Annotated in this window: 22 protein-coding genes and 2 tRNA genes; 17 read left to right on the top strand and 7 right to left on the bottom strand. The window is 58.7% G+C overall.

The features are described from left to right. The first annotated feature begins 70 nt into the window (after positions 1-70). The 5 genes from AF70_RS13525 to AF70_RS13545 are packed head-to-tail and all read left to right on the top strand — an operon-like array spanning position 71 to position 4,254. Positions 71-853, top strand: a complete 783-nt coding sequence (locus tag AF70_RS13525) for a transporter substrate-binding domain-containing protein (RefSeq protein ID WP_019580963.1) — start codon at positions 71-73, stop codon at positions 851-853. A gap of 56 nt (positions 854-909) precedes the next feature. Then, positions 910-1,638 (top strand): ABC transporter permease, encoded by a 729-nt coding sequence (locus tag AF70_RS13530; protein ID WP_018926931.1) that lies wholly within the window; start codon positions 910-912, stop codon positions 1,636-1,638. Continuing rightward, positions 1,635-2,345: an ABC transporter permease gene (locus tag AF70_RS13535; RefSeq protein WP_019580964.1), complete on the top strand. Its 711-nt coding sequence runs from the start codon at positions 1,635-1,637 to the stop codon at positions 2,343-2,345. The genes AF70_RS13530 and AF70_RS13535 overlap by 4 nt, the downstream gene beginning before the upstream one ends. Before the next feature lie 12 nt (positions 2,346-2,357). Then, positions 2,358-3,476, top strand: a complete 1,119-nt coding sequence (locus AF70_RS13540) for a succinylglutamate desuccinylase/aspartoacylase family protein (RefSeq protein WP_028939236.1) — start codon at positions 2,358-2,360, stop codon at positions 3,474-3,476. Between the two features lie 13 nt (positions 3,477-3,489). After that, complete coding sequence (locus AF70_RS13545) at positions 3,490-4,254, top strand: ABC transporter ATP-binding protein (RefSeq protein ID WP_007940591.1); 765 nt, start codon at positions 3,490-3,492, stop codon at positions 4,252-4,254. A 52-nt stretch (positions 4,255-4,306) separates the two neighbouring features. Here the strand turns inward: AF70_RS13545 and AF70_RS13550 are convergent, their stop codons facing one another. Further along, on the bottom strand, positions 4,307-4,516 hold the full coding sequence (locus AF70_RS13550; protein WP_019580966.1) for a hypothetical protein: 210 nt from the start codon (positions 4,514-4,516) through the stop codon (positions 4,307-4,309). A 107-nt stretch (positions 4,517-4,623) separates the two neighbouring features. Beyond that, on the bottom strand, positions 4,624-5,190 hold the full coding sequence (gene dcd, locus AF70_RS13555; RefSeq protein ID WP_007940589.1) for a dCTP deaminase: 567 nt from the start codon (positions 5,188-5,190) through the stop codon (positions 4,624-4,626). Between the two features lie 354 nt (positions 5,191-5,544). On the opposite strand from dcd, the gene AF70_RS13560 reads away from it, so the two are divergent. Next, a complete protein-coding gene (locus tag AF70_RS13560; RefSeq protein ID WP_002554837.1) occupies positions 5,545-5,754 on the top strand; it encodes a cold-shock protein in 210 nt (69 codons plus the stop codon). 150 nt (positions 5,755-5,904) lie between these two features. Here the strand turns inward: AF70_RS13560 and AF70_RS13565 are convergent, their stop codons facing one another. Further along, entirely contained in the window at positions 5,905-6,912 is a 1,008-nt protein-coding gene (locus AF70_RS13565; RefSeq protein WP_028939235.1) for a DUF481 domain-containing protein, read from the bottom strand. Between the two features lie 138 nt (positions 6,913-7,050). Here AF70_RS13565 and AF70_RS13570 point away from each other — a divergent pair, with 138 nt between their 5' ends. The 4 genes from AF70_RS13570 to AF70_RS13585 all read left to right on the top strand — a co-directional run bounded on the left by AF70_RS13570 (position 7,051) and on the right by AF70_RS13585 (position 11,861). Then, entirely contained in the window at positions 7,051-7,431 is a 381-nt protein-coding gene (locus AF70_RS13570) for an MGMT family protein (protein WP_218584871.1), read from the top strand. 44 nt (positions 7,432-7,475) lie between these two features. Continuing rightward, the gene (locus AF70_RS13575; protein ID WP_019580969.1) at positions 7,476-9,044 is read left to right on the top strand and encodes an AmpG family muropeptide MFS transporter; all 1,569 of its coding nucleotides are present in this window, start codon (positions 7,476-7,478) and stop codon (positions 9,042-9,044) included. Between the two features lie 130 nt (positions 9,045-9,174). Then, positions 9,175-10,890 (top strand): proline--tRNA ligase, encoded by a 1,716-nt coding sequence (locus AF70_RS13580; protein WP_019580970.1) that lies wholly within the window; start codon positions 9,175-9,177, stop codon positions 10,888-10,890. 17 nt (positions 10,891-10,907) lie between these two features. Then, the gene (locus tag AF70_RS13585; RefSeq protein ID WP_019580971.1) at positions 10,908-11,861 is read left to right on the top strand and encodes a hypothetical protein; all 954 of its coding nucleotides are present in this window, start codon (positions 10,908-10,910) and stop codon (positions 11,859-11,861) included. 97 nt (positions 11,862-11,958) lie between these two features. On the opposite strand, the gene dinB is transcribed toward AF70_RS13585, so the two are convergent. Beyond that, positions 11,959-13,020, bottom strand: a complete 1,062-nt coding sequence (gene dinB / locus AF70_RS13590; protein WP_019580972.1) for a DNA polymerase IV — start codon at positions 13,018-13,020, stop codon at positions 11,959-11,961. A gap of 301 nt (positions 13,021-13,321) precedes the next feature. Here dinB and AF70_RS13595 point away from each other — a divergent pair. The 4 genes from AF70_RS13595 (at position 13,322) to AF70_RS13610 (ending at position 17,912) form a co-directional block, all read left to right on the top strand. Beyond that, a tRNA-Met gene (locus AF70_RS13595) sits at positions 13,322-13,398 on the top strand. A gap of 221 nt (positions 13,399-13,619) precedes the next feature. After that, a tRNA-Met gene (locus AF70_RS13600) sits at positions 13,620-13,696 on the top strand. A 278-nt stretch (positions 13,697-13,974) separates the two neighbouring features. Next, positions 13,975-16,617, top strand: coding sequence for a bifunctional lysylphosphatidylglycerol flippase/synthetase MprF (gene mprF / locus AF70_RS13605; RefSeq protein ID WP_028939234.1), 2,643 nt, complete (start codon positions 13,975-13,977; stop codon positions 16,615-16,617). Further along, positions 16,617-17,912 carry a virulence factor family protein gene (locus tag AF70_RS13610; RefSeq protein WP_019580974.1) on the top strand — a complete coding sequence of 432 codons (1,296 nt, stop codon included), beginning with the start codon at positions 16,617-16,619 and terminating at the stop codon, positions 17,910-17,912. Before mprF ends, AF70_RS13610 begins: the two co-directional genes overlap by 1 nt. Positions 17,913-18,701: 789 nt before the next feature. Here the strand turns inward: AF70_RS13610 and AF70_RS13615 are convergent. Both AF70_RS13615 and AF70_RS13620 read right to left on the bottom strand, forming a co-directional pair. Continuing rightward, on the bottom strand, positions 18,702-19,400 hold the full coding sequence (locus AF70_RS13615; RefSeq protein WP_028939232.1) for a hypothetical protein: 699 nt from the start codon (positions 19,398-19,400) through the stop codon (positions 18,702-18,704). A gap of 1 nt (position 19,401) precedes the next feature. Next, a complete protein-coding gene (locus tag AF70_RS13620; RefSeq protein ID WP_032830950.1) occupies positions 19,402-20,133 on the bottom strand; it encodes a hypothetical protein in 732 nt (243 codons plus the stop codon). Positions 20,134-20,627: 494 nt separating this feature from the next. On the opposite strand from AF70_RS13620, the gene AF70_RS13625 reads away from it, so the two are divergent. Next, positions 20,628-20,954 carry a DUF3077 domain-containing protein gene (locus AF70_RS13625; RefSeq protein WP_028939230.1) on the top strand — a complete coding sequence of 109 codons (327 nt, stop codon included), beginning with the start codon at positions 20,628-20,630 and terminating at the stop codon, positions 20,952-20,954. 61 nt (positions 20,955-21,015) lie between these two features. Here the strand turns inward: AF70_RS13625 and AF70_RS13630 are convergent, their stop codons facing one another. Further along, positions 21,016-22,917, bottom strand: a complete 1,902-nt coding sequence (locus AF70_RS13630; RefSeq protein ID WP_019580976.1) for a potassium transporter Kup — start codon at positions 22,915-22,917, stop codon at positions 21,016-21,018. Positions 22,918-23,207: 290 nt separating this feature from the next. Here AF70_RS13630 and rimO point away from each other — a divergent pair, with 290 nt between their 5' ends. Both rimO and AF70_RS13640 read left to right on the top strand, forming a co-directional pair. Beyond that, the gene (gene rimO / locus AF70_RS13635; protein WP_018926946.1) at positions 23,208-24,545 is read left to right on the top strand and encodes a 30S ribosomal protein S12 methylthiotransferase RimO; all 1,338 of its coding nucleotides are present in this window, start codon (positions 23,208-23,210) and stop codon (positions 24,543-24,545) included. Between the two features lie 125 nt (positions 24,546-24,670). Then, positions 24,671-25,144, top strand: coding sequence for a GNAT family N-acetyltransferase (locus AF70_RS13640; RefSeq protein ID WP_028939229.1), 474 nt, complete (start codon positions 24,671-24,673; stop codon positions 25,142-25,144). Positions 25,145-25,209: the final 65 nt, after the last annotated feature.

Below are 25,209 nucleotides of genomic sequence, written 5' to 3' on the forward strand. Positions count from 1 at the left end.
AGGTCTTACGCTTTTCAGTAACAGTACTTCTGCGCCACAAGCGCTCATATTGGTTCTTAGGGATTGAATAATGAAAAAAGCATTGCTGACCCTTTCTGCACTGGCGTTGTGCATGGCCGCCGGCTCCGCGCTGGCAAAGGAATACAAAGAATTGCGTTTTGGCGTTGACCCTTCCTACGCGCCGTTCGAGTCCAAGGCAGCCGACGGTAGCCTGGTAGGCTTCGACATCGACCTGGGCAATGCAATCTGCGCCGAGCTGAAGGTCAAGTGCAAATGGGTCGAAAGCGATTTCGACGGCATGATTCCGGGCCTCAAAGCCAATAAATTCGACGGTGTGATCTCTTCGATGACCGTTACTCCGGCCCGCGAAAAAGTCATCGACTTCTCCAGCGAGCTGTTCTCCGGCCCTACCGCCTACGTGTTCAAGAAAGGCTCCGGCCTGAGCGCAGACGTCGCCTCATTGAAGGGCAAAACCGTCGGTTACGAGCAAGGCACCATTCAGGAAGCCTATGCCAAAGCCGTGCTGGACAAGGCCGGCGTGAAAACCCAGGCCTACGCCAACCAGGATCAGGTGTATTCCGACCTGACTTCCGGTCGTCTCGACGCCGCGATCCAGGACATGCTGCAAGCTGAACTTGGCTTCATCAAATCGCCAAAAGGCGCCGATTACGAAGTCAGCAAGCCCGTCGACAGCGAATTGCTGCCGGCCAAAACAGCAGTCGGTATCTCGAAAGGTAACAAAGAGCTGAAAGCACTTCTGGATAAAGGTATCAAAGCGTTACACGACGATGGCACCTACGCCACCATTCAGAAGAAACACTTTGGCGATCTGAATCTGTACAGCGGCAAGTAATGCCCGGCGCCCATCTCGCGATGGGCGCTTTTTTCACCCGATCAGGTTGCTGATTTATGTTTGAAAACCTATTACAAAACCTGGGGCTCTCAGCCTTCAGCCTTCAGGGCTTCGGTCCGTTGCTGTTGGAAGGCACTTGGATGACCATCAAATTATCGGTGTTGTCGCTGTTGGTGGCCGTGTTGCTCGGCCTGCTGGGCGCCAGTGCCAAGCTGTCAAAAGTCAAACTGCTACGCGTGCCGGCGCAGATCTACACCACGCTGATTCGCGGTGTACCAGACCTGGTGCTGATGCTGCTGATCTTCTACAGCCTGCAAACCTGGCTGACCTCGTTAACCGACCTCATGGAATGGGAATACATCGAGATCAACCCGTTCAGCGCCGGGGTCATCACCCTGGGCTTCATTTATGGCGCGTACTTCACCGAAACGTTCCGCGGGGCAATCCTCGCCGTGCCACGGGGCCAGGTCGAAGCCGCCACCGCCTATGGCCTCAAACGTGGCCAGCGTTTCCGTTTCGTGGTGTTCCCGCAAATGATGCGCTTCGCCCTGCCGGGCATCGGCAACAACTGGATGGTGATGCTCAAGGCCACCGCGCTGGTCTCGATCATCGGCTTGGCCGACCTGGTCAAGGCTGCGCAGGACGCCGGTAAAAGCACCTATCAACTGTTCTATTTCCTGGTGCTGGCCGCATTGATCTACTTGCTGATCACCAGTGCCTCCAACGTCGTCCTGCGCTGGCTCGAACGCCGCTACGCCGCCGGTGCCCGGGAGGCCGTACGATGATCGAACTCTTGCAGGAATACTGGAAACCCTTCCTTTATACCGACGGCTACAACATCACCGGCCTGGCCATGACCATGTGGCTGCTCAGTGCGTCGATCTTCATCGGCTTTCTGGTATCGATCCCGCTGTCCATTGCTCGGGTTTCCCCCAAGTTCTACCTGCGCTGGCCGGTGCAGTTCTACACCTATCTGTTTCGGGGTACGCCGCTCTATATTCAGCTGCTGATCTGTTACACCGGCATCTACAGCCTGGCGGCCGTGCGCGCGCAGCCCGTCCTTGATGCGTTCTTTCGCGATGCGATGAACTGCACGATCCTGGCTTTTGCCCTGAACACCTGCGCCTACACCACGGAAATCTTCGCCGGGGCGATTCGCAGCATGGCTCACGGCGAAGTCGAGGCGGCCAAGGCCTACGGTCTGTCAGGCTGGAAGCTCTATGCCTACATCATCATGCCGTCGGCGCTGCGTCGCTCGTTGCCTTACTACAGCAACGAAGTGATCCTGATGCTGCACTCGACCACCGTGGCGTTCACCGCGACCATCCCGGATGTCCTGAAAGTCGCTCGCGACGCCAACTCGGCGACCTTCCTGACCTTCCAGTCGTTCGGCATCGCCGCGCTGATCTACCTGACCGTTACCTTTGCGCTGGTCGGCCTGTTCCGCCTCGCCGAACGCCGATGGCTGGCCTTCCTCGGGCCGACTCACTAGGAAAATTCGTACATGCGCCACCAGATTCATGACCTGCAGGCCCCACTGCCGGGGACCGTGCGACAGATCCACAGCTTTCACTTCGGCCCCCAGGCGGCCAAAGGCAAGATCTACATCCAGTCCTCCCTGCACGCCGATGAATTGCCCGGCATGCTGGTGGCCTGGCACCTCAAACAGCGTCTGGCGGAGCTGGAAGCCGCCGGCCGGCTGCGCAGCGAAATCGTGCTGGTGCCCGTGGCCAACCCGGTTGGCCTGGAACAAGTGTTGATGGACGTTCCATTGGGCCGCTACGAGCTGGAAAGCGGGCAGAACTTCAATCGCTGGTTCGTCGACTTGAGTGAAGAAGTCGCCAATGAGATCGAAGGCCTGCTGGGCGACGATCCACAACGCAACCTCGAACTGATCCGCAGCAGCCTGCGCGACGCATTGGCGCGCCATACCGCCAGCACGCAACTGCAATCCCAACGCCTGACCCTGCAACGACTGGCTTGCGACGCGGACATGGTGCTGGACCTGCATTGCGATTTCGAAGCCGTCGCGCACCTCTACACCACGCCCGAGGCCTGGCCTCAGGTCGAGCCGCTGGCGCGTTACATCGGTGCCGAAGCCAGCCTGTTGGCCACCGACTCTGGCGGCCAGTCATTCGATGAATGCTTCACCCTGCTCTGGTGGCAGTTGAAAGAACGCTTCGGTGAGCATTTCGATATTCCGCTGGGCAGCTTTTCGGTCACCGTCGAATTGCGCGGTCAGGGCGACGTTAATCACCCGTTGGCCAGCCTCGATTGCCAAGCGCTGATCGATTATCTGATTCACTTCGGCGCGATTGCCGGTGAGCCGGCGCCCTTACCGGAACTGCCCTACCCGGCCACGCCACTGGCCGGCGTCGAACCGGTGGCGACACCCGTGGGCGGACTGCTGGTGTTTACGGCCCTGCCCGGGGAATACCTGGAGGCCGGGCAACTGATCGCCGAAGTCATCGACCCGATCAATGATCGCGTCACCCCTGTTCATTGCACCGTCGCCGGGCTGATGTACGCCCGTTCGCTGCGGCGCATGGCCACTGCCGGCATGGTAATCGCCCACGTCGCGGGCACCGAAGCCTATCGCAGCGGCTATCTACTTTCGCCTTGAGGATGCACGCCCCATGTACAAACTGACCATCGAAGGCCTGCATAAAAGCTATGGCGATCATCAGGTGCTCAAAGGTGTTTCGCTCAAGGCCAAAACCGGCGACGTTATCAGCCTGATCGGCGCCAGCGGCTCGGGCAAAAGCACCTTTTTGCGCTGCATCAACTTTCTAGAGCAACCCAACGACGGCACCATGAGCATGGACGGCCAGAACATCCGCATGGCCAAGGACCGTCACGGCATCCATGTGGCCGACCCCGATGAGCTGCAACGGATCCGCACCCGCCTGGCCATGGTGTTCCAGCACTTCAACCTGTGGAGCCACATGACGGTGCTGGAAAACATCACCATGGCTCCGCGGCGGGTGCTCGGTTGTAGCAAGGCAGAAGCCGAGGACCGCGCCCGACGTTACCTCGACAAGGTTGGCCTGGCGCCGCGTGTGGCGGATCAGTACCCGGCGTTCCTGTCGGGCGGTCAGCAACAACGGGTAGCCATTGCCCGTGCGCTGGCCATGGAACCGGAAGTCATGCTATTCGACGAACCAACCTCGGCACTCGACCCGGAACTGGTAGGCGAAGTGCTCAAGGTCATTCAGGGCCTGGCCGAGGAAGGCCGGACCATGATCATGGTCACCCATGAAATGAGCTTCGCCCGCAAAGTGTCGAGCCAGGTGCTGTTCCTGCATCAGGGGCTGGTGGAAGAAGAAGGTGCGCCGGAAGACGTGCTGGGCAATCCGAAGAGTGAGCGGTTGAAGCAGTTTTTGAGCGGCAACCTCAAGTAAAACGCCACCTTCCCGTGGGAGCGAGCGATGCTCGCTCCCACAAAAACGGGTATCAGACCACAGGCGCGGGAGGTGGCTCATCCGGCAGGGTGGGCTCTCCGGGTTCTGTCGGATCTTCATTGGGGGTGTCGGGATCAGGCTGATGGGGGATGCCCCCTGCCATGCTGACTGGCGGATGCGCCAACAAGGACCAGGCCAGCACGCCAACCTGATTGGGCTCGAGCCTTGCCAGTTCGGCACTTATTCGCGGATCGATCTTCATGAAGCACTCCTGAGCGATGGCCCGATCCGCCTTGCGCGAATCGGAGCAGTACACCCCATAGAGTGTACGCCCGCCCAGGAATTCCAACGGTTTGTCAGACGGTTGACTCAGGTACGCGGAAGGGTCACGCCACGCTGGCCCTGATACTTGCCGCCACGGTCTTTGTAGGACACTTCACATTCCTCGTCGGACTCGAGGAACAGCATCTGCGCCACGCCTTCGTTGGCGTAGATCTTCGCCGGCAGGTTGGTGGTGTTCGAGAACTCCAGGGTCACATGGCCTTCCCACTCGGGCTCGAGCGGGGTCACGTTGACGATGATGCCGCAGCGGGCGTAGGTGCTCTTGCCCAGACAGATGGTCAATACGTTGCGCGGAATGCGGAAGTATTCGACGGTACTGGCCAAGGCGAAGGAGTTTGGCGGGATGATGCACACGTCGCTGTGGATGTCGACGAAGCTGCCAGCGTCGAAGTTTTTCGGATCGACGATGGCCGAATTAATGTTGGTGAACACCTTGAAATGATTGGTGCAACGCACATCGTACCCGTAGCTCGACACACCATAGGAGATCACACGACTGTCGTCACTGCCGCGCATCTGACGTTCCACGAAGGGCTCGATCATGCCGTGCTCTTGCGCCATGCGGCGAATCCACTTGTCCGATTTGATGCTCATGGCGGGTGTCCTGAATAGCGAGGTGGAAAAATTCTGTCCGGCATCTTACCGGGCAGGCGCTCCGGGTTCAAAGTCCGGGCGACAATTCTCGCCGTTCCCCCGTGAATTCCGTGACCTCACCGCCATGTTATTAACCGTCAGTCATTAAAAAAGAGAAACCTTCGCAAGAACCATTGGCACGTTCCGGAAAAAGGGTTAAGGTGGCGCCACTGTGCTGCTTGTGTCACTGAGAATCTCTACACGATATGTTGAATTTCGATCCAACCATCTACAAGAATTTTTCCTGCTCTTTGCACTCAGTCTCGGCCAGGGTTCTTCCTGAGTCGCAGTTATCTTTGTTCAAGGAGTTACACCATGTCTAATCGCCAAACCGGTACCGTTAAGTGGTTCAACGATGAAAAAGGCTTCGGCTTCATCACTCCACAATCCGGTGACGACCTGTTCGTTCACTTCAAAGCTATCCAATCCGACGGCTTCAAAAGCCTGAAAGAAGGCCAACAGGTTTCTTTCATCGCTACCCGCGGTCAGAAAGGCATGCAAGCTGAAGAAGTTCAAGTTATCTAACTTGTACTTGCTTTAGTAAAAGGCCCCGCCCTTAAAAGCGGGGCTTTTTTGTGCCTGTATGTTTTGTGTGGCAACAAAAAATCGCAGCCTTCGGCGGCACCCACAGGTGCGGAGCTGCCGAAGGCTGCGATCTTTTGATTTTCCAGCGTGTTACCAAGCCACGCCAAACCCTGCGGTATATCGGGTCTTGTTCAGGTCCGCATTGTCGGTGCCACTGATGATGTCTTTCTCGGCCTTCAGGTTCAGCGACGCCCAGTCGGTGACTTTGTAGCGCAGGCCGGCCTCGGTATCGAGTGCGTAATCGGCGACACCCGACAGTGGCTTGCCCACTTCGCCTTTGGTGAAGAACTCGACCTTCTTGCCAATCAGGTAGCGGTTGTAGTCCCACTTCATGGCCAGGGAATAGAAGTTTTGCTTTCCGCCATCGGAAAATTCGTAGTCCGTACGGTTGAGGAGCGAGCCCAGGGAGAAGGCACCCAGTTCGTCATCCCAGAATTGATAACCAGGGCCGGTACCGACGGTGCGCTGACGGGAGAGTTCTTCGACCTTGTCGCGCTTGTAATTCAAACGTCCCTGCCAGAACCACTTCTCGGTGAGGAAGCGGTCGAGAGAATACTCGGCACGCCAGTTATCAGTGGTGACCACGTCATCCTGAAACTCGCGGTTGTACTCACCTTCCGCCGTATGACGCCACCGACCGTGACGCGCGGTGGTTTTGAAGCCGACGTCGTAATCATCGGTATCTTTTTCTGCGCGCTGATAATCCAGCGCCAGGTCGACGTTACCTTTAAACACCAAATCCTCGACCACCGGTTTGGGCTTGAGCATCTGCTGAATGCTGGCCAACTCCACAGTCTTGGGGCCATCGCCGTTGGCCAGGGTGACCTTGCCGTCCTCTGCCGCATGCAGCGACTTGGCCTTCTCGCCAGTGTAAGCATCCTGCTTGACCAACATTTGCTGATCGCTTTCCAGGGTTTTGACCTCTTTCCAGTCAATCGGAACCGCACCGGCATACGGGGTCTGGATCAACAGCTTGCCGCCATCGAAGAGCGTAATCTTGCCGCTCAGCTTGTCACCGTTCTTCAACCAGACCGTATCGGCGAGCAAAGGAGTGGAGGCACTGACGACAGCGAGGCACAGCAAGGTTCTGGGCAACATAAGCGAATCAAAAGCTCAACTTTGCGAAAAAAAATCGGCATTATTCTTGGAAATAAGGCCCTGGCAAGGACTGACCCGGCTATTTCTATTGAGTTCATTTCTCAACTGACAATCCAGGATTTACTCTACAGACGGTCAATGCGTATTTTTTTCAGGAACCTGGACGTGACCGACTCAACCGCTGAAACCGAAAGCGCAGCGCAAATCCGACGCACGGCGCTCTACCTGACCCTGGCACAAGTGCCCGAGGGCAAAGTCGTGAGTTACGGTCAGCTCGCCGAGCTGGCGGGACTGGGTCGCGCCGCCCGCTGGGTCGGGCGAACATTGAGCCAACTGCCCGGTGACACTAAATTGCCCTGGCATCGTGTGCTGGGTGCCGGTGGTCGGATCAGTCTGCCCGCAGGCAGCCCTTCAGGGGATGAACAGCGGGCCCGATTGCGCATGGAAGGCATCAGCGTTCTGAACAATCGTGTTGATATTCAGCGCCATGGCTGGCGCCCGGTAGAGCACAGCGGTTAGAGTGCGCGCTTTGTTTCCGTAATTCTTGAGGCAGACTCCAGCCCATGCCCCGTAAAACCTGGCGCGCCGCGCTCGCCGCCTATGCCAGCCCCTCGACGCTCGTGCTGTTGCTGCTTGGTTTCGCCGCCGGCCTGCCCTACATGCTGGTGTTTTCGACGCTTTCAGTCTGGCTGCGCGAAGCTGGTGTTGCCCGTGAAACCATCGGCTATGCAAGCCTGATCGGCCTGGCCTACGCCTTTAAATGGGTCTGGTCCCCGCTGCTCGACCAGTGGCGCCTACCCCTGCTCGGCAAGCTTGGCCGACGACGCTCCTGGCTGGTGCTGGCCCAGGCACTGGTGATCCTCGGCCTGATCGGCATGGGTTTCTGCGACCCGCAAAAACACCTCTCCTGGCTGATCGCCATCGCTGTGGTAGTCGCCTTTGCTTCGGCAACGCAAGACATTGCCATCGACGCCTATCGCCTGGAAATCGTCGACGATACCCGCCAGGCTGCACTGGCGGCCAGCTACATGGCCGGTTATCGGGTCGCGGCCCTGCTGGCAACGGCGGGCGCGCTGTTTTTTGCCGAAGGCTTCGGCTCCACCGGTTTCAACTACAAACATGCGGCGTGGACTGGCACCTATCTGCTGTTCGGCATCTTGATGATCCCGGCGCTGCTGACCTCCCTCTTCATGCGCGAACCGCCGGTGCCACTGCGCACTCAGCTTCAGGCCGGACGCTACAGCTTCGTGCACCAGCTGGCGTCGGTGTTCGTGCTGATCGTACTGCTGGTGTCCGTACCGGCCATGTTCACCCAGTTCTACAATACCGACTTCGCCAGCGTGCTATTCAACGGTGTCAGCCTGCTCGACCTGTTGCTCGAAGACCGCGCATTCCTGCGGGCAATCCTCTATACCACGCTCACCGCCCTGTGCTTGTCGGCCATGGGCCGCCGTGGCCTGGCGCCGGTGCTGACGCCGGTCAACGACTTCATTCTGCGTTACCGCTGGCAAGCCCTGCTGCTGCTTGGGCTGATCGCCACCTACCGGATGTCCGATACGGTCATGGGCGTGATGGCCAACGTGTTCTACATCGACCAAGGGTTCACCAAAGATCAGATCGCCAGCGTCAGCAAGATTTTCGGTCTGATCATGACATTGGTCGGCGCCGGCATGGGCGGCTTGCTGATCGTGCGCTTCGGCATTCTGCCCATTCTGTTCATCGGCGGTGCCGCATCGGCGGCCACTAACCTGCTGTTCCTGATGCTCACGGACATGGGCGCCAATCTGCAGATGCTGATCGTCACCATTTCCCTGGACAACTTCAGCTCGGGCCTGGCGACTTCGGCTTTCGTCGCTTACCTGTCGAGCCTGACCAACCTCAAATTCTCCGCGACCCAGTACGCCCTGCTCAGCTCGATCATGCTCTTGTTGCCTCGCCTGATCGGCGGCTATTCAGGGGTCATGGTGGAAAAATTCGGCTACCACAACTTCTTCCTGATCACTGCCCTGCTGGGCGTTCCGACGCTGCTGTTGATCGCCTTGCACTGGTTCCAGGAAAACCGCCGTGCCGGCCCGACCCCGACGCCTGAACCGGCGTCGACCCCGGTCACGGAAGAATCGCAGCCTCTTTGATACAGGTCGCAGAGGGCGAGCAGATTCTCGCCCTCCAGCCACACAGCCGGCCGCACGCCTGTACGCCAGCAGATCTCGCCCGTACAATGCCCCATTACTTCTCGTTATCAGCAACCGACAACGGCCAACCATGCGCACCAGTCAATTTTTGCTCGCCACACAGAAAGAAACGCCTTCCGACGCGGTCGTCATCAGCCATCAGCTGATGCTGCGTGCCGGCATGATCCGCAAACTCGCCTCGGGCCTGTACACCTGGCTGCCGATGGGCTTGCGAGTAATGCGCAAGGTCGAAGCCATCGTGCGTGAAGAAATGAACGCCGCCGGTTCTCTCGAAGTGTTGATGCCGAGCACTCAACCGGCTGAGCTGTGGCAGGAATCGGGTCGCTGGGAAGAGTACGGCCCTGAATTGCTGCGCTTCAAGGATCGCCACGGTCGCGACTTCTGCGCCGGCCCGACTCACGAAGAGGTCATCACCGACCTGATGCGCAACGAGTTGAGCAGCTACAAACAGCTACCGATCAACCTGTATCAGATCCAGACCAAATTCCGTGACGAAATCCGCCCACGCTTCGGTTTGATGCGTGGCCGCGAATTCATCATGAAGGACGCCTACTCGTTCCATGCCGACCAGGCATCGCTGCAGGTCACCTACGACCGCATGCACCAGGCGTACTGCAACGTGTTCACCCGCCTGGGCCTGAAATTCCGTCCGGTTGAAGCCGACAACGGCTCCATCGGTGGCGCCGGTTCCCACGAGTTCCACGTACTGGCCGAGTCCGGCGAAGACGACATCGTCTTCAGCAACGGTTCCGACTACGCAGCGAACATCGAGAAAGCCGAAGCCGTACCGCGGGAAACCTCTCGTCCACTGCCTGCCGAAGAGCTGCGTCTGGTCGACACGCCGAACGCCAAGACCATTGCGCAACTGGTCGAAGGCTTCAACCTGCCGATCGAAAAAACCATCAAGACCCTGGTGGTGCACGCTGAAGAGAAAGGCAAGCTGATTGCCCTGATCATCCGTGGCGACCACGAACTGAACGAAATCAAGGCCGCCAACCAGCCTGGCGTTGCCAGCCCGCTGGTCATGGCTTCCGAAGCCGAACTGCGCGACGCCATTGGCGCCGGCGCCGGTTCCCTCGGCCCGCTGAACCTGCCGCTGCCGATCATCATCGACCGTTCCGTCGAACTGATGAGCGACTTCGGCATCGGTGCCAACATCGACGACAAGCACTACTTTGGCGTGAACTGGGAGCGCGATCTGCCGGTTCCGACCGTTGCCGACCTGCGCAACGTCGTGGCCGGTGACCCAAGCCCTGACGGCAAAGGCACCCTGGAAATCAAGCGCGGGATCGAAGTCGGGCACATCTTCCAGCTGGGCAACAAGTACAGCAAAGCGATGAAGTGCGAAGTGCTGGGCGAGAACGGCAAACCGGTCACCCTGGAAATGGGCTGCTACGGCATTGGTGTATCCCGCGTAGTAGCTGCCGCCATCGAACAGAACAACGACGAGAACGGGATCATCTGGAGCGACGCTCTGGCCCCGTTCCAGATTGCTCTGGTACCGCTGCGCTACGAAACCGAACAGGTTCGCGAAGCCACCGACAAGCTCTACGCAGAACTGACTGCCGCCGGCTTCGACGTGCTGCTGGACGACCGTGACAAGAAAACCAGCCCGGGCATCAAGTTCGCGGACATGGAGCTGATCGGCATTCCACACCGGATCGTGGTCAGTGACCGCGGCCTCGCCGACGGCAATCTGGAATACAAGAGCCGTACCGAAGCCGAGGCGCAAGCGCTGCCGGTCGCTGACGTGCTGTCTTTCCTCCAGGCCCGTATCCGCCGCTGACACCAGATAGAGACGTCATGTTCAAGCGAAACACCTTAGGCCTCGGTGGTGCCGCCCTGTGCGGCACCCTGCTGGTCAGCGGCTGTGCCAATCAGATGTCACAACGCAGCGAACACGAGGAGCGGGTCGAGCGTAAGTTGCTCGATCACAGCCTGCAGATCGATGTCGGCGAACCCAAAGTGCTGGAGCTGCCGCAACGCCGGGTGAAAATTCACGAGCAGAAGACCTTCGAAGTCACCGAATTCGAAGTCACACGCCACTATGACCGTTACACGCCTTACCAACCCTGGAGGGAGATCTATGAGATCCCGCTGGGCGCGGTGGCCGTAGTGGCCGGCGTCGGTGCGAACGTGGTCAACGTGTTCGCCCTCGGTAATCTGCCGGACAGCGTGACGAAGGATTGGCTCAGCTATGGTTTTGCCGGGCTCAACCCGTTCATGAACGTGCAGTCTCACGGTCGCGCACAGCAGAACCTGGCGGGCATCGACGAAGTCCAGCGTGACAAGCGCACGGAATACTCGAGCCTGCCCTGGAGCGAGCGTCCGGTGCAGGTCAAGGCCGGCAAGGACACGTTCGAGCTGAGCACCGACCGCAACGGTGTGTTGCGCCTGAACCTGCTGGACAGCCCGTTCGCCGAACATGACCTCAATCATCTGGGCAAGCTGCAGATCAGTGTCGAGGACAACAAAGACGATGTGCACACCGACTCGTCCCTGGCGATCAGCAACAACTTGCGCGGCAAGCTGCTCGAAGCCCATGAGCTGATTTACGACGACCTCGAAGACGACGAAGTAAGCCAGTGGGTGCACCGGGTCAAACGTCTGTCGGAACTGGGCCTGGAAGAAGAAGCCAGCGAACTGGAACAGAGCCTGATCGAACTGACCCGCAACGATCCCGAGTTGCAGGCTGAGTTCCTCAAGTCACTGACCAAGGATGCCGGGCGACTGGTGGCGGATCCGGGGCCGAATTAAGGCCTATTAAAAGATCGCAGCCTTCGACGGCTCCTACATTGGATGGAGTACACCCTGTAGGGGCTGCCGAAGGCTGCGATCTTTTGATTTTAAAATCTCACCGTTCAAACAACTCCAACTGTTCGAACCCGCCCCGCAAATCCTCCAGCCTCACCCCAATCCCCAACAACCGCACCGGTTTCCCGCCGCGATTGAAGGCCTGGGTCAGCAATAGCTGATAACTCCCCAGATCCCGCCCTGCCCCGGCCTGCTCCAACGTAGTCTGGGTAAAATCGTGGAACTTCACTTTGACGAACGGTTTGCCCGGGCGATAGCTGCTGTCGATCCGCGCCATTCGGCCATTCAGGGACTCCAGCAGCTCGGGCAATTTATCCAGACAACTCACCAGATCCGGCAGGTCCACGTCATAGGTGTTTTCAACGCTGATCGACTGCCGACGACTGTCGTTGTGCACTAACCGCTCATCGATCCCACGGGCCAGGCTCCAGAGTCGCTCGCCGAAGCTGCCGAATTCACGCACCAGCGCCAATTTGCTCCACTCGCGTAATTGCAGGCAATCGACGATGCCGAGCTTGCCCAGCTTGTCGGCGGTCACTTTGCCAACACCATGCAGTTTGCTCACCGGCAACCCGCTGACGAAGTCTTCCACCTGATCGGGCGTGATCACGAACAAGCCATTGGGCTTCTTCCAGTCGCTGGCGATCTTGGCAAGAAACTTGTTCGGCGCCACGCCGGCCGACACGGTGATGTGCAACTGATTAGACACCCGGCGACGAATATCCTGGGCGATTCGCGTGGCGCTGCCGCCAAAATGCGCACTCTCCGACACGTCGAGGTAAGCCTCGTCCAGGGAAAGCGGCTCGATCAGGTCGGTGTAATCGCGAAAGATCGTATGTATTTCCTTCGACGCCTCTCTATAGGCCTCCATGCGCGGCTTGACGATGGTCAGGTCCGGACACAGTTTCAAGGCATGTCCGGAAGACATGGCCGAGCGCACGCCATAAGCCCGCGCTTCATAGTTACAGGTAGCAATCACCCCACGCCGATCCGCCGAGCCACCCACCGCCAAAGGCTTACCGGCCAGGCGCGGGTCGTCACGCATCTCGATGGCGGCGTAGAAGCAGTCACAATCGACGTGGATGATTTTTCGCTGCGTCATATAAAAGCGGTGTTCATGGCGAATAAATGAAGTATCGGCGTGTCGTACCGGCAGTATCTCACTGACACCTGTATATAGCACCAGTAGTCTGAATCTTCTTTTCAAGCGGTAGGAAAAGTACCGGAGGAATTTATTTTCTCAATCGAAAGCCACCTACCGATAGAGCCGAAAGCCTTGCCCTGCCTGCGTTTCAGCCCGATCCACACCCCACTTTTTCACCTAAGCGATTGAACAGGAACAGATTTTACCGAGATTGAAGGTTGACAGCCCGGCGATCCTCTGTAGAATGCCGACACACAGACGCGGGATGGAGCAGTCTGGTAGCTCGTCGGGCTCATAACCCGAAGGTCGTCGGTTCAAATCCGGCTCCCGCAACCAAACATCGAAAAAGGCTACTCGAAAGAGTGGCCTTTTTTGTGCGCGCCTATTTTATAAAAAATCAGCGTTTCATGCTTTACCGAGCAGAAACGAGAAATCCTTCTGATTCCGAAACTTAGCGTTCCTCGGCGACCGTTCAGCGCTGATTCTTGTTTATTTGACCCATACTTGGATTAACGGTTGACACTCCGGCATTCGCCTGTAGAATGCCGCCACACAGACGCGGGATGGAGCAGTCTGGTAGCTCGTCGGGCTCATAACCCGAAGGTCGTCGGTTCAAATCCGGCTCCCGCAACCAAACATCAAAAAAGGCTACTCGAAAGAGTGGCCTTTTTTGTATCTGTTGAAAAAGTCCTTTCGCAACAATGATCTGTCACTGTGCAGTGAGCCGTTCAGGGTCGCCAGACTGTGAGTTCAGACCTAGGCTGAACCGCAAGGAAAACCCTCGACGACTGGTGATGCGCCATCGCCGATACCCGGTGAGACGCGTTAATATTTGTGATTATTTTTTTCTACAGGGATTGGTAACTTGGCTGGATACCCCCATCCTGTCGCGCACAATCCAAGAGGTGATTGATGCGCGCCAACTCGTCTGATCCACAAGACACCGTCACAGCGACACAACCGATCAAAGCCGAGCGTCTGCGCTTGCTGGATCGAATCAGCAAATACCGTCAACCCATCGGTCTGGCGGTCACTTTGCTGTTGTTCGCCATCGCGCTGATTGCCTGTCGTCACCTGCTGAGCGAACTCGATCTGTACGCACTGCACGACTCGATCCTGGAAGTGCCGAGACCGGCCTTGCTGGGTGCGTTAGGCGCGACCGTCGTCGGCTTCGTCATTCTGCTGGGTTACGAATGGTCGGCCAGCCGTTATGCCGGCGTGACACTGGCGCCGCGAGTCGTGGCGCTAGGGGGCTTCACTGCTTTCGCCATCGGCAATGCCATCGGCCTGTCGCTGCTGTCGGGGGGCTCGGTTCGCTACCGTCTATATGCACGGCATGGCGTGGGGGCTTCGGAAGTCGCGCACATGACGCTGTTTGCCAGCCTCTCGCTCGGCTGTGCCCTCCCGCCCCTGGCCGCCTTCGCCACCCTCAGCAACCTGCCAGCCGCCTCGCTGGCCCTGGGTTTCTCCGAGACGTTGCTGGGTGCGATTGCAGTGGCCGTGCTGCTGCTCGCCACAGTACTGGCGATCGGCATCTACCGCCGTCGCTTGCCGGAACAGCCTTACCCGGACAACCTGCTGGTCAAGGTCGGCCGCCGCACCTTGCGCCTGCCGGGCCGCCGCCTGACCTTCCTGCAACTGGTCATCACCGCCCTGGACGTGGCCGCCGCCGCGACAGTGCTCTATCTGTTACTGCCCGAAGCGCCGCCCTTCGGTGCATTCCTGCTGGTCTATCTCCTGGCCCTGGCTGCCGGCGTGCTCAGCCACGTACCCGGCGGCGTCGGGGTGTTCGAAGCGATTTTGCTGGCGGCCTTCGCCGACAAGCTCGGCGCCGCGCCACTGGCTGCCGCCCTGCTACTCTACCGCCTGATCTACGTGATCTTGCCGCTGCTGGTGGCTTGCATACTGCTGCTGATCAACGAAGGCCAGCGCCTGTTTCAGACACGCCAGACACTACGTGCCGCCTCGGGCCTGGCCGCGCCGATTCTGGCGGTGCTGGTGTTCCTGTCCGGCGTGGTGCTGCTGTTCTCCGGTGTAACACCGGAGATCGATACTCGCCTTGAACACATCGGTTTTCTGATCCCGCATCGACTGGTCGACGCCTCGCACTTCGGCGCCAGCCTGGTGGGCGTGCTCTGCCTGCTGCTGGCTCAGGGCTTGCGTCGCCGCCTGTCGGCCGCGTGGATGCTGACCACTATTCTGTTGTTGGTCGGCGCCGTGCTCTCTCTGCTCAAAGGCTTCGATTGGGAAGAAGCCAGCCTGATGACCCTGACAGCAAGTTTGCTGGGGGTTTTCCGGCGGTCGTTCTACCGCCCCAGCCGCCTGACCGAGCTGCCGTTTTCGCCGCTGTATCTGGTGTCGAGTCTTTGCGTACTCGGCGCCTCGATCTGGTTGCTGCTGTTCGCCTATCAGGACGTTCCGTACAGCCATCAACTCTGGTGGCAGTTCACCCTCGACGCCGACGCCCCGCGAGGCTTGCGCTCATTGCTAGGTGCTGCAGTCCTGCTTGTAGTGGTATCGCTGACGTGGCTGCTGCGCACCGCGCGTCCGATAATCCACCTGCCAACCTCCGATGAACTGGAGCGCGCGGCAAAGATCCTCATGGCTTCAAACCAACCGGATGGCGGCCTGGCCCTGACCGGTGACAAGGCGCTGCTGTTCCACCCTAACGACGAGGCGTTCCTGATGTACGCCCGCCGTGGCCGCAGCCTGGTAGCGCTGTATGACCCGATCGGCCCGACCCAGCAACGGGCGGAAATGATCTGGCAGTTCCGTGACCTGTGCGATATCCATCACGCCCGCCCTGTGTTTTATCAAGTACGCGCTGAGAACCTGCCGTACTACATGGACATCGGCCTGACCGCGATCAAGCTCGGCGAAGAAGCCCGGGTCGATCTCAAGCGTTTCGATCTCGAAGCCAAAGGCAAAGAGATGAAGGACCTGCGCTACACCTGGAACCGTGGCACCCGTGACGGCCTGTCGCTGGAGATTCATGAGCCGGGGCAAGCGCCGATGGACGAGCTCAAGGTGATTTCCGATGCCTGGCTGACCGGCAAGAATGTGCGCGAGAAAGGCTTCTCGCTCGGGCGTTTCAGCGATGACTACCTCAAGCACTTCCGCGTTGCGGTGATTCGTTTCGAAGGGCGCCCGGTGGCGTTCGCCAACCTGCTCGAGACCTACGGCCATGAACTGGCCAGCCTCGACCTGATGCGCGCGCACCCCGACGCCCCTAAGCTGACCATGGAATTCATGATGGTCGGCCTGATTCAACATTATAAAAATCATGGATACGCGCGCTTCAGCCTGGGCATGGTGCCATTGTCGGGGTTGCAACCCCGGCGCGGCGCACCACTGACCCAGCGCCTGGGCTCGATGGTGTTCCGCCGTGGTGAGCAGCTGTATAACTTCCAAGGTTTGCGCCGCTTCAAAGACAAGTTCCAGCCTGACTGGGAACCCCGTTATATGGCCGTGCCCGCCGGACTCGATCCGCTGGTGGCCCTGGCCGACACTGCTGCCCTGATTGCGGGCGGCTTGACTGGATTGGTGAAACGCTGATGATTCAACGCTCCCTGCGGTACGTACTGGCCACACTGGTAGTGCTGGCCCTGATTGTCGGTGGCGGTTACTGGTACCTCAAACGCCCGGCGCCAGAACCGACCCTTGAACTGCTGACGCCGGCCGATGGCGCCGTGATGACCCGCGTCATCCCCGGCACCACGCCGCGCGCGCAGGTGCTGGTGGCGGTCAATGAAGAGCAGAAGCTCAGCGATAAACAATTGATGACCCTGAGCCGCAGCGGCTCGGCGCAGATCGTCCAGGTGATCCTGCCCAAGGACTGCATCCAACAAAGTCGTGCCCTGCAAGCAGGCCTCAGAGAACTCAAAGGCCCGGCAACCCTGGTCAGCGGTATCGGCCCTGGCGCGGTGCTGGCGTGGCGCTGGCTGTCCGAGCAGAAGGACGACAAGGCCCAGGCCATTTCGGTTGACCTGGCCCTGGAAAAACCCGGCTGCACCCACCTGTTGCCAAAAAGTGCTGCCCACGGTCACTGGCTGGTGGCCTGGAACGACAACCCGGACGACACCAGCGCCGGCTTCGTGCGTGACCAGCCCAACGCCGAAACCAGCATCAGCGACTACGACATCAACCTGCCGCAAGTGCTGAACAACGAACTGCGCAAAACCCTCGTCGGTGGCGATAAAGCCGCCGGCGGCCTGCAGATTCCGGTGGTCGAAGTGCCGGCCGGCCAGGCCAAGGACACCGTCACCCTGTTCCTCTCCGGCGACGGCGGCTGGCGCGACCTGGACCGCGACGTGGCCGGCGAGATGGCCAAGATCGGCTACCCGGTGGTCGGCATCGACACCCTGCGCTACTACTGGCAGCACAAGAGCCCGGAACAAAGCGCCCTGGACCTGACCGAACTGATGCAGCACTACCGGCAGAAATGGGGCACCAAGCGCTTCATCCTGACCGGCTACTCATTCGGCGCCGACGTTCTGCCAGCCATCTACAACCGCCTGCCGGAAGCCGAACAGCAGCGGGTCGACGCAATCATCCTGCTGGCCTTCGCCCGCACCGGCAGCTTCGAGATCGAAGTCGAAGGCTGGCTCGGCAACGCCGGCAAAGAAGCCGCCACCGGCCCGGAAATGGCCAAGCTGCCGCCGGCGAAAGTGGTGTGCATCTACGGCGAGGAAGAAGTCGACGAAAGCGGCTGCACCGACAAGACCGCCGTGGGCGAAGCGATGAAACTGCCTGGCGGCCATCACTTCGACGAGAACTACCCGGCGTTGGCCCAGCGGTTGGTGGATGCGATCGTGAAGCGTCAAACGAAGGAGACGGCGGCTCAGGAGTGATCTGAGTCCCCGGACACAAAAAGCCCCCGCAGCCTCATGGTTGCGGGGGCTTTTTTACATGTACAAACATGAAGCGCCACCAGCTAGCCGGACTTCATGTTGATACTCTGTGATTCCAAGGCTAAAGCTGAACATCTATCCACGTTACGTCATCTTCAACAGCGATAAAGTCGCTATCCGGCGCTGTCAACAAGCTGCTTTGCTGTGACTCCGTTAACTCCGCCCAGAAACCATCGGTTACGAACACCAGTCGCTCACCGACAACCAACTCATGAAAAACAAAGTCCGGGTCCGGGACACGATTTACCTTCAGGCATCGGGTCACCCAGTTTCGAGCCGGATCTTGCGCCAGCTCACGGTGCGAACGGTCGCGCCTCCAATTGGCCTTGCAGTGAGGCGGTGTAATCCACTCGATCCTGCCTGCCGGTGTCACTACACCGCACGAACAGTCACCCTCATACGCAAGCGTGAGTTTCCCATGAGCAGCGAAACCGATCAGGTAACACGTGGTCCCTGTCTGGTCCGCGAACAAAGTGGGGTGAAGCTCGGCCAGCACTGAACGAAGTACCTGCTCAACTGCTCCATGTTCAGTGAGATCGCCCCCCTGATCTATATGTTTCGGGTAGGCAGCTAAAACACCTCTTACGAAGCATTCAGCCAGTTGGCCACTGCCGGGACTCGACGTACCGTCCGTGATGACGAACAGCCCTCTGTCGCCGTCGCAAAGAACTCCAGCACAGTCATGATTGGCTTTCCTGGTCCGTCCAATTACTGATCTGGTGTCGTATCTCATGCGTTGCTCAGGTCCTTCATGCGCATGTGTATGATTCGCCCTCTACCCGGATTAGCCTGGACCGAGCCCGAGCTTTCAATCACGTAGTCGATACCACTGAGCATTGTGAGTTCTCGAACTCCAGTCGTGATGTATTCCTTGAGTTCAGACTCGGCTTGGCGAACTTCCTCCAAAAGCTCTGGACGACCATCAATCAAGATGATGATGTCTTCAACGTCTTTGTGGTAAGGGTCGCCCTCACCGCGACCGCTAAAGGCCTCTAGTTTCGTAGCAAGAAAGTAAGTCGGTTTAAATATCTGGATTACGGTGCCGCTGGGCAACGTAAATTTATCAGCCCTCGCCAGCCCCTCCACGAACCAACGGTTGGCATATCCGAGAACAGCGGGGTCAGAAGGCATCACGTCAACGACGACGTCGTTGAAGCGGAAACGACAGTTGACGTCATCCTCACCGGTGATCTTGAAGTTCTTGGCCGCCAGCCGTTCCGTGAGGTGTTGCCAGGCGCTAATGCCTGCCAGCTCGATCACCAAGTCGACATCATCGGTGAAACGAATGTCGTCTAGCACAGCAGCATCAGTGACCAGCATGGCTGTGGTGCAACCGCCGACAAAGGCAACCTCGGCGAGAAACGCCTCCCCCAAGCCGTCTGCAACAAATTCTATGAGCTCGTAATTGTGATCAGCATTTGATGACATGTTATTTCAGCCCCATCCCTGCTTTTAGAATGCTAACCGCCACACCACACTCTCGTGGGCCACCAAGACGGATCGCATCAGCAAGCGCAAGATAGTGATAAAGGATTCTGTCCCTCTTCACCGCTTCCGGCACCGTCTTGTAGAGCGGCTCTATCGCCTGACCACGCTCAGTTCCGAGTGCATCAGGCCAAACCGGAATCAACCCGCCAGCGCTCTTGATGCTTTTGGACAGCGCCGGCGCTGCGAAGCCTGTTGGAATACCGCGAACCATCGCGCCCGGCTTCACGGGGAAAAAGTATTTCAATGCATGCTCGGTGATTTTCAGCAGCTCTCGCCGATTAACTTTCGGCAGCCCGGTGTCGTAGTCATTGGTGAGTATTCCGGACTCACGGCACCTGGCTATAGAGTTTGAAACCTCGCTTTTGCTTAGCCCAAGGGACGCAGACAACGCACGCAACGAGTAACCTTCACTCCAACTCTCCAGCGGCGGAGTAGACACAGGCTCCGACCACCCTTCCCACCCATCCTCGTCACCCAAGGGTGAATCGAACTCCTGGCGGTGGAATACAGTTTCCTCATCATCAGCGGGGCAGGTGACTAGCGGCTGCTGGGACCTCAACAACTCCTCAACCATGTTCGAATTCGACTCAGATTCCATCTTCCCAAAAAGATTTTCTTCCTGGGCGTGCAGGCTGGCCATCTTGAACAGAAGCAAAATGTCTTGACTCTTCATGAAGCTAGAAACTCCAAGTGTCCACATTCCATAAAACGTGGACACTTGTCTCATTGGAAATATCGAGTAGTCAAGTTCTTTCGGACTTCACTGGGAAACCCTGCAAAAAATCCAGCGACTTGTATAATCGCCGCCGCATTTAGTTTCGTTTATTACAAGGTGTCGCAATATCGGATGACGCCCGCAGACCTTGTAGGCAAACTCCGAAACTCGCTTTTTGGGCACTTTGCCGCCTTGTTGCGTTTTTCTTCGACGGGATACTCTCCGGACGTCGCTGACCATTCAGCGATCGGGCTTGGAAACCCGTCGGATACTAGCCGCAACAGCCCCCCTTCATGATTGCATGCGCTTTTTATGATCATGAGTTATGGCAGCTGTGCGTGGGACGCCCTCGGGCGTGCCGGTTTCCTAGTTCCCGGTTTCCAACCTGCGTACAGCTGTCACCCATTCGCTTGGAAACGAATGAGTCAGCTCCTCAACTAGGATTTTTGACTATGACTAAAATTGATGTTTCCGCGATTTCAGAACTAAAAACCCTCGGCTTCACCCCTCTCATCTACTGCTCGGATCAGGCGCTATTCAACGTCCGCGCCGGCGTCCCCATTGTTGATGCCTTGTCACAAGCCTCCGACCTGCTGTTCCTCGTCAGATCATTTACCGAGGATGCAGCCTACGCAAAAGACACCGACCGCCACGCCTGGGCCGCGCATTACCTGACGGCGATGAGTAAGGCGGTGATTGATGATGTGGTGAAGGTGCTGACCCCGCGACCCGCCCGAACAAAGACCGAATCCGAAGAAGAGCGGCCTGAAAGCAAGTAAAGGCACAGACACAAAAAAGCCCCCGCTACCTTCATGGCAACGGGGGCTTTTTCATGGGGGCTTACATCTCGACCTGGGTACCTAGTTCAATCACCCGGTTCAGCGGCAGATTGAAGAAACGCAGGTTGCCATTGGCGTTTTTCAGCATGAAGGCGAACAACGCCTCGCGCCAACGGGCCATGCCTTCGAGCTTGGAGGCGATGACCGTCTCGCGGCTGAGGAAGTACGTGGTGCGCATCGGGCTGAAGTCCAGGTCATCGAGATGACACAGCTTCAGCGCTTGCGGCACGTCCGGCTCGTCGGTGAAACCGAAGTGCAGGATGACCCGGAAGAAGCCTTCGCCATAGGAATCAACCTCGAAACGTCGTTGCGGCGGGACGCGCGGGATGTCTTCGTACACCACTGTCAGCAACACCACTTGCTCGTGCAGCACCTGGTTATGCAGCAGGTTGTGCAACAGCGCGTGGGGCACGGCATCCGGGCGAGCGGTAAGGAACACAGCGGTGCCCTGGACCCGATGTGGCGGTTGCACGCGGATACTGCTGATGAAGATCGGCAGCGGCAACCCGCCTTCGTCCAGGCGATCCACCAGCAGTTGCTTGCCGCGTTTCCAGGTGGTCATCAGGACGAACAGTGCGATACCGGCGATCACCGGGAATGCACCACCCTGAACGATTTTTGGCACGTTGGCGGCGAAGTACAGACCGTCCACCAACAGGAAACCGAGCAATACCGGGACCGCAAGAACCGGTGGCCACTTCCACAGCAGCAGCATCACCGCCGACACCAGAATCGTGGTCATCAGCATGGTCCCGGTCACCGCCACGCCGTAGGCCGAGGCCAAGGCGCCGGAGGACTCGAAGCCCAGTACCAGCAGGATCACGCCGACCATTAGCGCCCAGTTCACCGCGCCGATATAAATCTGCCCTTGTTCGGCACTGGAGGTGTGCTGAATGCGCATGCGCGGAATGTAGCCGAGCTGGATCGCCTGGCGGGTCAGGGAGAATGCACCGGAGATGACCGCTTGCGAGGCAATCACCGTGGCCATGGTCGACAACGCGACCAACGGGATCAGCGCCCAGCTTGGCGCCAGCAGATAGAACGGGTTGCGGGCCGCTTCCGGATCACCGAGCAGCAATGCGCCCTGACCGAAGTAGTTCAGCACCAGTGCGGGCAACACCAGGATGAACCAGGCCCGAGCGATCGGCTTGCGCCCGAAGTGGCCCATGTCCGCGTACAGCGCCTCGGCACCGGTCAACGCCAGCACCACGGCACCAAGAATCGTGATCCCCATGCCTGGATGGTCCATGAAGAAGCGTACGCCCCACACCGGGTTTATCGCCTGCAACACTTCCGGATGTTGGTTGATGCCGTACACGCCCAGCGCACCGAGTACCAGAAACCAGGTGACCATGATCGGCCCGAACAGAATGCCGATCCGGGCCGTACCATGACGCTGGATCAGAAACAGCGCCACCAGCACGATCAACGACAACGGCACCACCCAATGGTCGATGCCTTCGAAGGCCAGCCCCAGCCCTTCGATCGCCGAAAGAACGGAAATCGCCGGGGTGATCATGCTGTCGCCGTAGAACAGCGCCGTGCCGATCAGCCCGCAGACCACCAGCAGCGTGCGCAATTTTGCATGCCCCCCCGCCGCTCGTCGTGCCAGCGCGGTCAAGGCCATGATCCCGCCTTCGCCCTGGTTGTCGGCACGCAGCACGAACATCATGTATTTGATCGACACGACCCAGATCAGCGACCAGAAGATCAGCGCCAGAATGCCCAGCACGCCGTCATGGTTGACGGGCACGCCATAGCCACCGGAAAACACTTCTTTGAGGGTGTACAACGGGCTCGTGCCGATGTCGCCATAAACCACTCCGACCGCCGCAACCAGCATGCTGATCGGCTTCGCCGCCGAATGTCCGCCGGCTATCGCCTGACTACTTGCCTGCCCCATCCATCACTCCTACTACTCAGATCCGGGCTTCTTCAAAGAAGCACTATGATTTGTGGTGCAGCATGCACTGTTTTACTTGTTGTTACAGACGATTTATTGACTGTAAAAAATCGGTAAAGCGTAAAGGCGCGAAGCATAGCGCAGCACTCGTCGTATTTCCCTGCATAAAGCTGGTCAAGTGCGCCGCCCATCGTTAGAATTGCGCACTTTTTGACCAGAGGGTGCAACATAGCGCCCGTCTGTCGCCTTGCCGTCATCGGCTGGAGGCGTCACAAATACCGAGGTTAGACATGTCCACCACTCCTGCGCCGGCCAATCCAAAGGTTGGCTTCGTATCCCTGGGTTGCCCGAAAGCACTGGTCGACTCCGAGCGCATCCTTACCCAGCTGCGCATGGAAGGCTATGACGTTGTGTCCACTTATCAGGACGCCGACGTCGTGGTGGTCAACACCTGCGGCTTCATCGACTCGGCCAAGGCTGAGTCCCTGGAAGTGATCGGCGAAGCCATCAAGGAAAACGGCAAGGTCATCGTGACCGGCTGCATGGGCGTCGAAGAAGGCAACATCCGTAACGTGCACCCGAGTGTACTGGCCGTGACCGGTCCGCAGCAGTACGAGCAAGTGGTCAACGCCGTGCACGACGTCGTGCCGCCGCGTCAGGATCACAACCCGCTGATCGACCTGGTGCCGCCGCAAGGGATCAAACTGACCCCGCGCCACTACGCCTACCTGAAGATTTCCGAAGGCTGCAACCACAGCTGCAGCTTCTGCATCATCCCGTCGATGCGCGGCAAACTGGTCAGCCGCCCGGTCGGTGACGTGCTCGACGAGGCCCAGCGCCTGGTCAAGTCCGGCGTCAAAGAGCTGCTGGTGATTTCCCAGGACACCAGTGCCTATGGCGTCGACGTGAAATACCGCACCGGTTTCTGGAACGGCGCGCCGGTGAAAACCCGCATGACCGAACTCTGCGAAGCCCTGAGCACCCTCGGCGTCTGGGTTCGCCTGCACTACGTTTATCCGTACCCGCACGTCGACGAGCTGATCCCGCTGATGGCCGCCGGGAAAATCCTGCCGTACCTGGACATCCCGTTCCAGCACGCCAGCCCGAAAGTCCTCAAAGCCATGAAACGCCCGGCCTTCGAAGACAAGACCCTGGCGCGGATCAAGAACTGGCGCGAGATCTGCCCGGACCTGATCATCCGTTCGACCTTCATCGTCGGCTTCCCCGGCGAAACCGAAGAAGACTTCCAGTACCTGCTGAACTGGCTGACCGAAGCCCAACTGGACCGCGTCGGCTGCTTCCAGTACTCGCCGGTCGAAGGCGCACCGGCCAACGATCTGGACCTGGAAATTGTTCCGGACGACGTCAAGCAAGACCGTTGGGATCGCTTCATGGCGCACCAGCAGGCCATCAGCTCGGCACGCCTGCAAATGCGCATCGGCCGTGAGATCGAAGTGCTGGTGGACGAAGTCGACGAGCAAGGCGCGGTCGGCCGCTGCTTCTTCGATGCCCCGGAAATCGACGGCAACGTGTTCATCGACAACGGCAGCAACCTGAAGCCGGGCGACAAGGTCTGGTGCAAAGTGACTGACGCCGACGAATACGACCTGTGGGCTGAACAGATCTAAACGCAAAAAATACGAAAAGCCCCGCTCTCTTGACGAGATGCGGGGCTTTTTTACGTCTATCTTTTTGTGGGAGAAAAAACTCGCAGCCTTACGGGAACGGCTCTTAACAGAAGGAGCAAGCGGCCATGCGCCAACATTCGGTCATTTACACACCGAAACAGAGCGACTACGAAGAACTCACCCACGTGTGGGAGGCCTCGGTGCGCGCTACCCATGACTTTCTGCCCGACAGCTACATCGAACTGCTGAAGAACCTGGTCCTGACCCGCTACCTCGACGCCGTCATGCTGATCTGCACCAAAGACTCGCGCCAGCGCATCACCGGGTTCGCTGGCGTGGCGGCGGGCAAGATCGAAATGCTGTTCATCGATCCGGATCACCGTGGCCAAGGCCTGGGCAAGCAATTACTGCGCTACGCCCTGGAACACCTGAACGCCGATGAGCTGGACGTCAACGAGCAGAACCCACAGGCCCTGGGTTTTTACTTCAAGCAGGGCTTCGAGGTGATTGGTCGTTCCGAGCATGACGGTATGGGCCAGCCCTATCCGTTGCTGCACATGCGTTTGCGCCAGGGCCAGCAACTGGCGCGCAATGGCTGACCACCATGGCGCCATGTGGGAACGGGCTTGCTCGCTCCCACATTAAAAACACATGAGGCAAATGG

Source organism: Pseudomonas sp. KD5 (assembly GCF_012932895.1).
Classification (GTDB): Bacteria; Pseudomonadota; Gammaproteobacteria; order Pseudomonadales; family Pseudomonadaceae; genus Aquipseudomonas.

Bases quoted from the DNA above. Each gene is read 5' to 3' on its own strand.
- AF70_RS13530 (WP_018926931.1), top strand. From the start codon at position 910: ATGTTTGAAAACCTATTACAAAACCTGGGGCTCTCAGCCTTCAGCCTT.
- AF70_RS13580 (WP_019580970.1), top strand. From the start codon at position 9,175: ATGCGCACCAGTCAATTTTTGCTCGCCACACAGAAAGAAACGCCTTCC.
- dcd (WP_007940589.1), bottom strand. From the start codon at position 5,190: ATGAGCATCAAATCGGACAAGTGGATTCGCCGCATGGCGCAAGAGCAC.
- AF70_RS13630 (WP_019580976.1), bottom strand. From the start codon at position 22,917: ATGGGGCAGGCAAGTAGTCAGGCGATAGCCGGCGGACATTCGGCGGCG.
- AF70_RS13525 (WP_019580963.1), top strand. From the start codon at position 71: ATGAAAAAAGCATTGCTGACCCTTTCTGCACTGGCGTTGTGCATGGCC.
- AF70_RS13550 (WP_019580966.1), bottom strand. From the start codon at position 4,516: ATGAAGATCGATCCGCGAATAAGTGCCGAACTGGCAAGGCTCGAGCCC.
- dinB (WP_019580972.1), bottom strand. From the start codon at position 13,020: ATGACGCAGCGAAAAATCATCCACGTCGATTGTGACTGCTTCTACGCC.
- AF70_RS13585 (WP_019580971.1), top strand. From the start codon at position 10,908: ATGTTCAAGCGAAACACCTTAGGCCTCGGTGGTGCCGCCCTGTGCGGC.
- AF70_RS13615 (WP_028939232.1), bottom strand. From the start codon at position 19,400: ATGTCATCAAATGCTGATCACAATTACGAGCTCATAGAATTTGTTGCA.
- AF70_RS13625 (WP_028939230.1), top strand. From the start codon at position 20,628: ATGACTAAAATTGATGTTTCCGCGATTTCAGAACTAAAAACCCTCGGC.
- AF70_RS13575 (WP_019580969.1), top strand. From the start codon at position 7,476: ATGCCCCGTAAAACCTGGCGCGCCGCGCTCGCCGCCTATGCCAGCCCC.
- AF70_RS13545 (WP_007940591.1), top strand. From the start codon at position 3,490: ATGTACAAACTGACCATCGAAGGCCTGCATAAAAGCTATGGCGATCAT.
- AF70_RS13540 (WP_028939236.1), top strand. From the start codon at position 2,358: ATGCGCCACCAGATTCATGACCTGCAGGCCCCACTGCCGGGGACCGTG.
- AF70_RS13610 (WP_019580974.1), top strand. From the start codon at position 16,617: ATGATTCAACGCTCCCTGCGGTACGTACTGGCCACACTGGTAGTGCTG.
- AF70_RS13560 (WP_002554837.1), top strand. From the start codon at position 5,545: ATGTCTAATCGCCAAACCGGTACCGTTAAGTGGTTCAACGATGAAAAA.
- mprF (WP_028939234.1), top strand. From the start codon at position 13,975: ATGCGCGCCAACTCGTCTGATCCACAAGACACCGTCACAGCGACACAA.
- rimO (WP_018926946.1), top strand. From the start codon at position 23,208: ATGTCCACCACTCCTGCGCCGGCCAATCCAAAGGTTGGCTTCGTATCC.
- AF70_RS13640 (WP_028939229.1), top strand. From the start codon at position 24,671: ATGCGCCAACATTCGGTCATTTACACACCGAAACAGAGCGACTACGAA.
- AF70_RS13565 (WP_028939235.1), bottom strand. From the start codon at position 6,912: ATGTTGCCCAGAACCTTGCTGTGCCTCGCTGTCGTCAGTGCCTCCACT.
- AF70_RS13620 (WP_032830950.1), bottom strand. From the start codon at position 20,133: ATGAAGAGTCAAGACATTTTGCTTCTGTTCAAGATGGCCAGCCTGCAC.
- AF70_RS13535 (WP_019580964.1), top strand. From the start codon at position 1,635: ATGATCGAACTCTTGCAGGAATACTGGAAACCCTTCCTTTATACCGAC.
- AF70_RS13570 (WP_218584871.1), top strand. From the start codon at position 7,051: ATGCGTATTTTTTTCAGGAACCTGGACGTGACCGACTCAACCGCTGAA.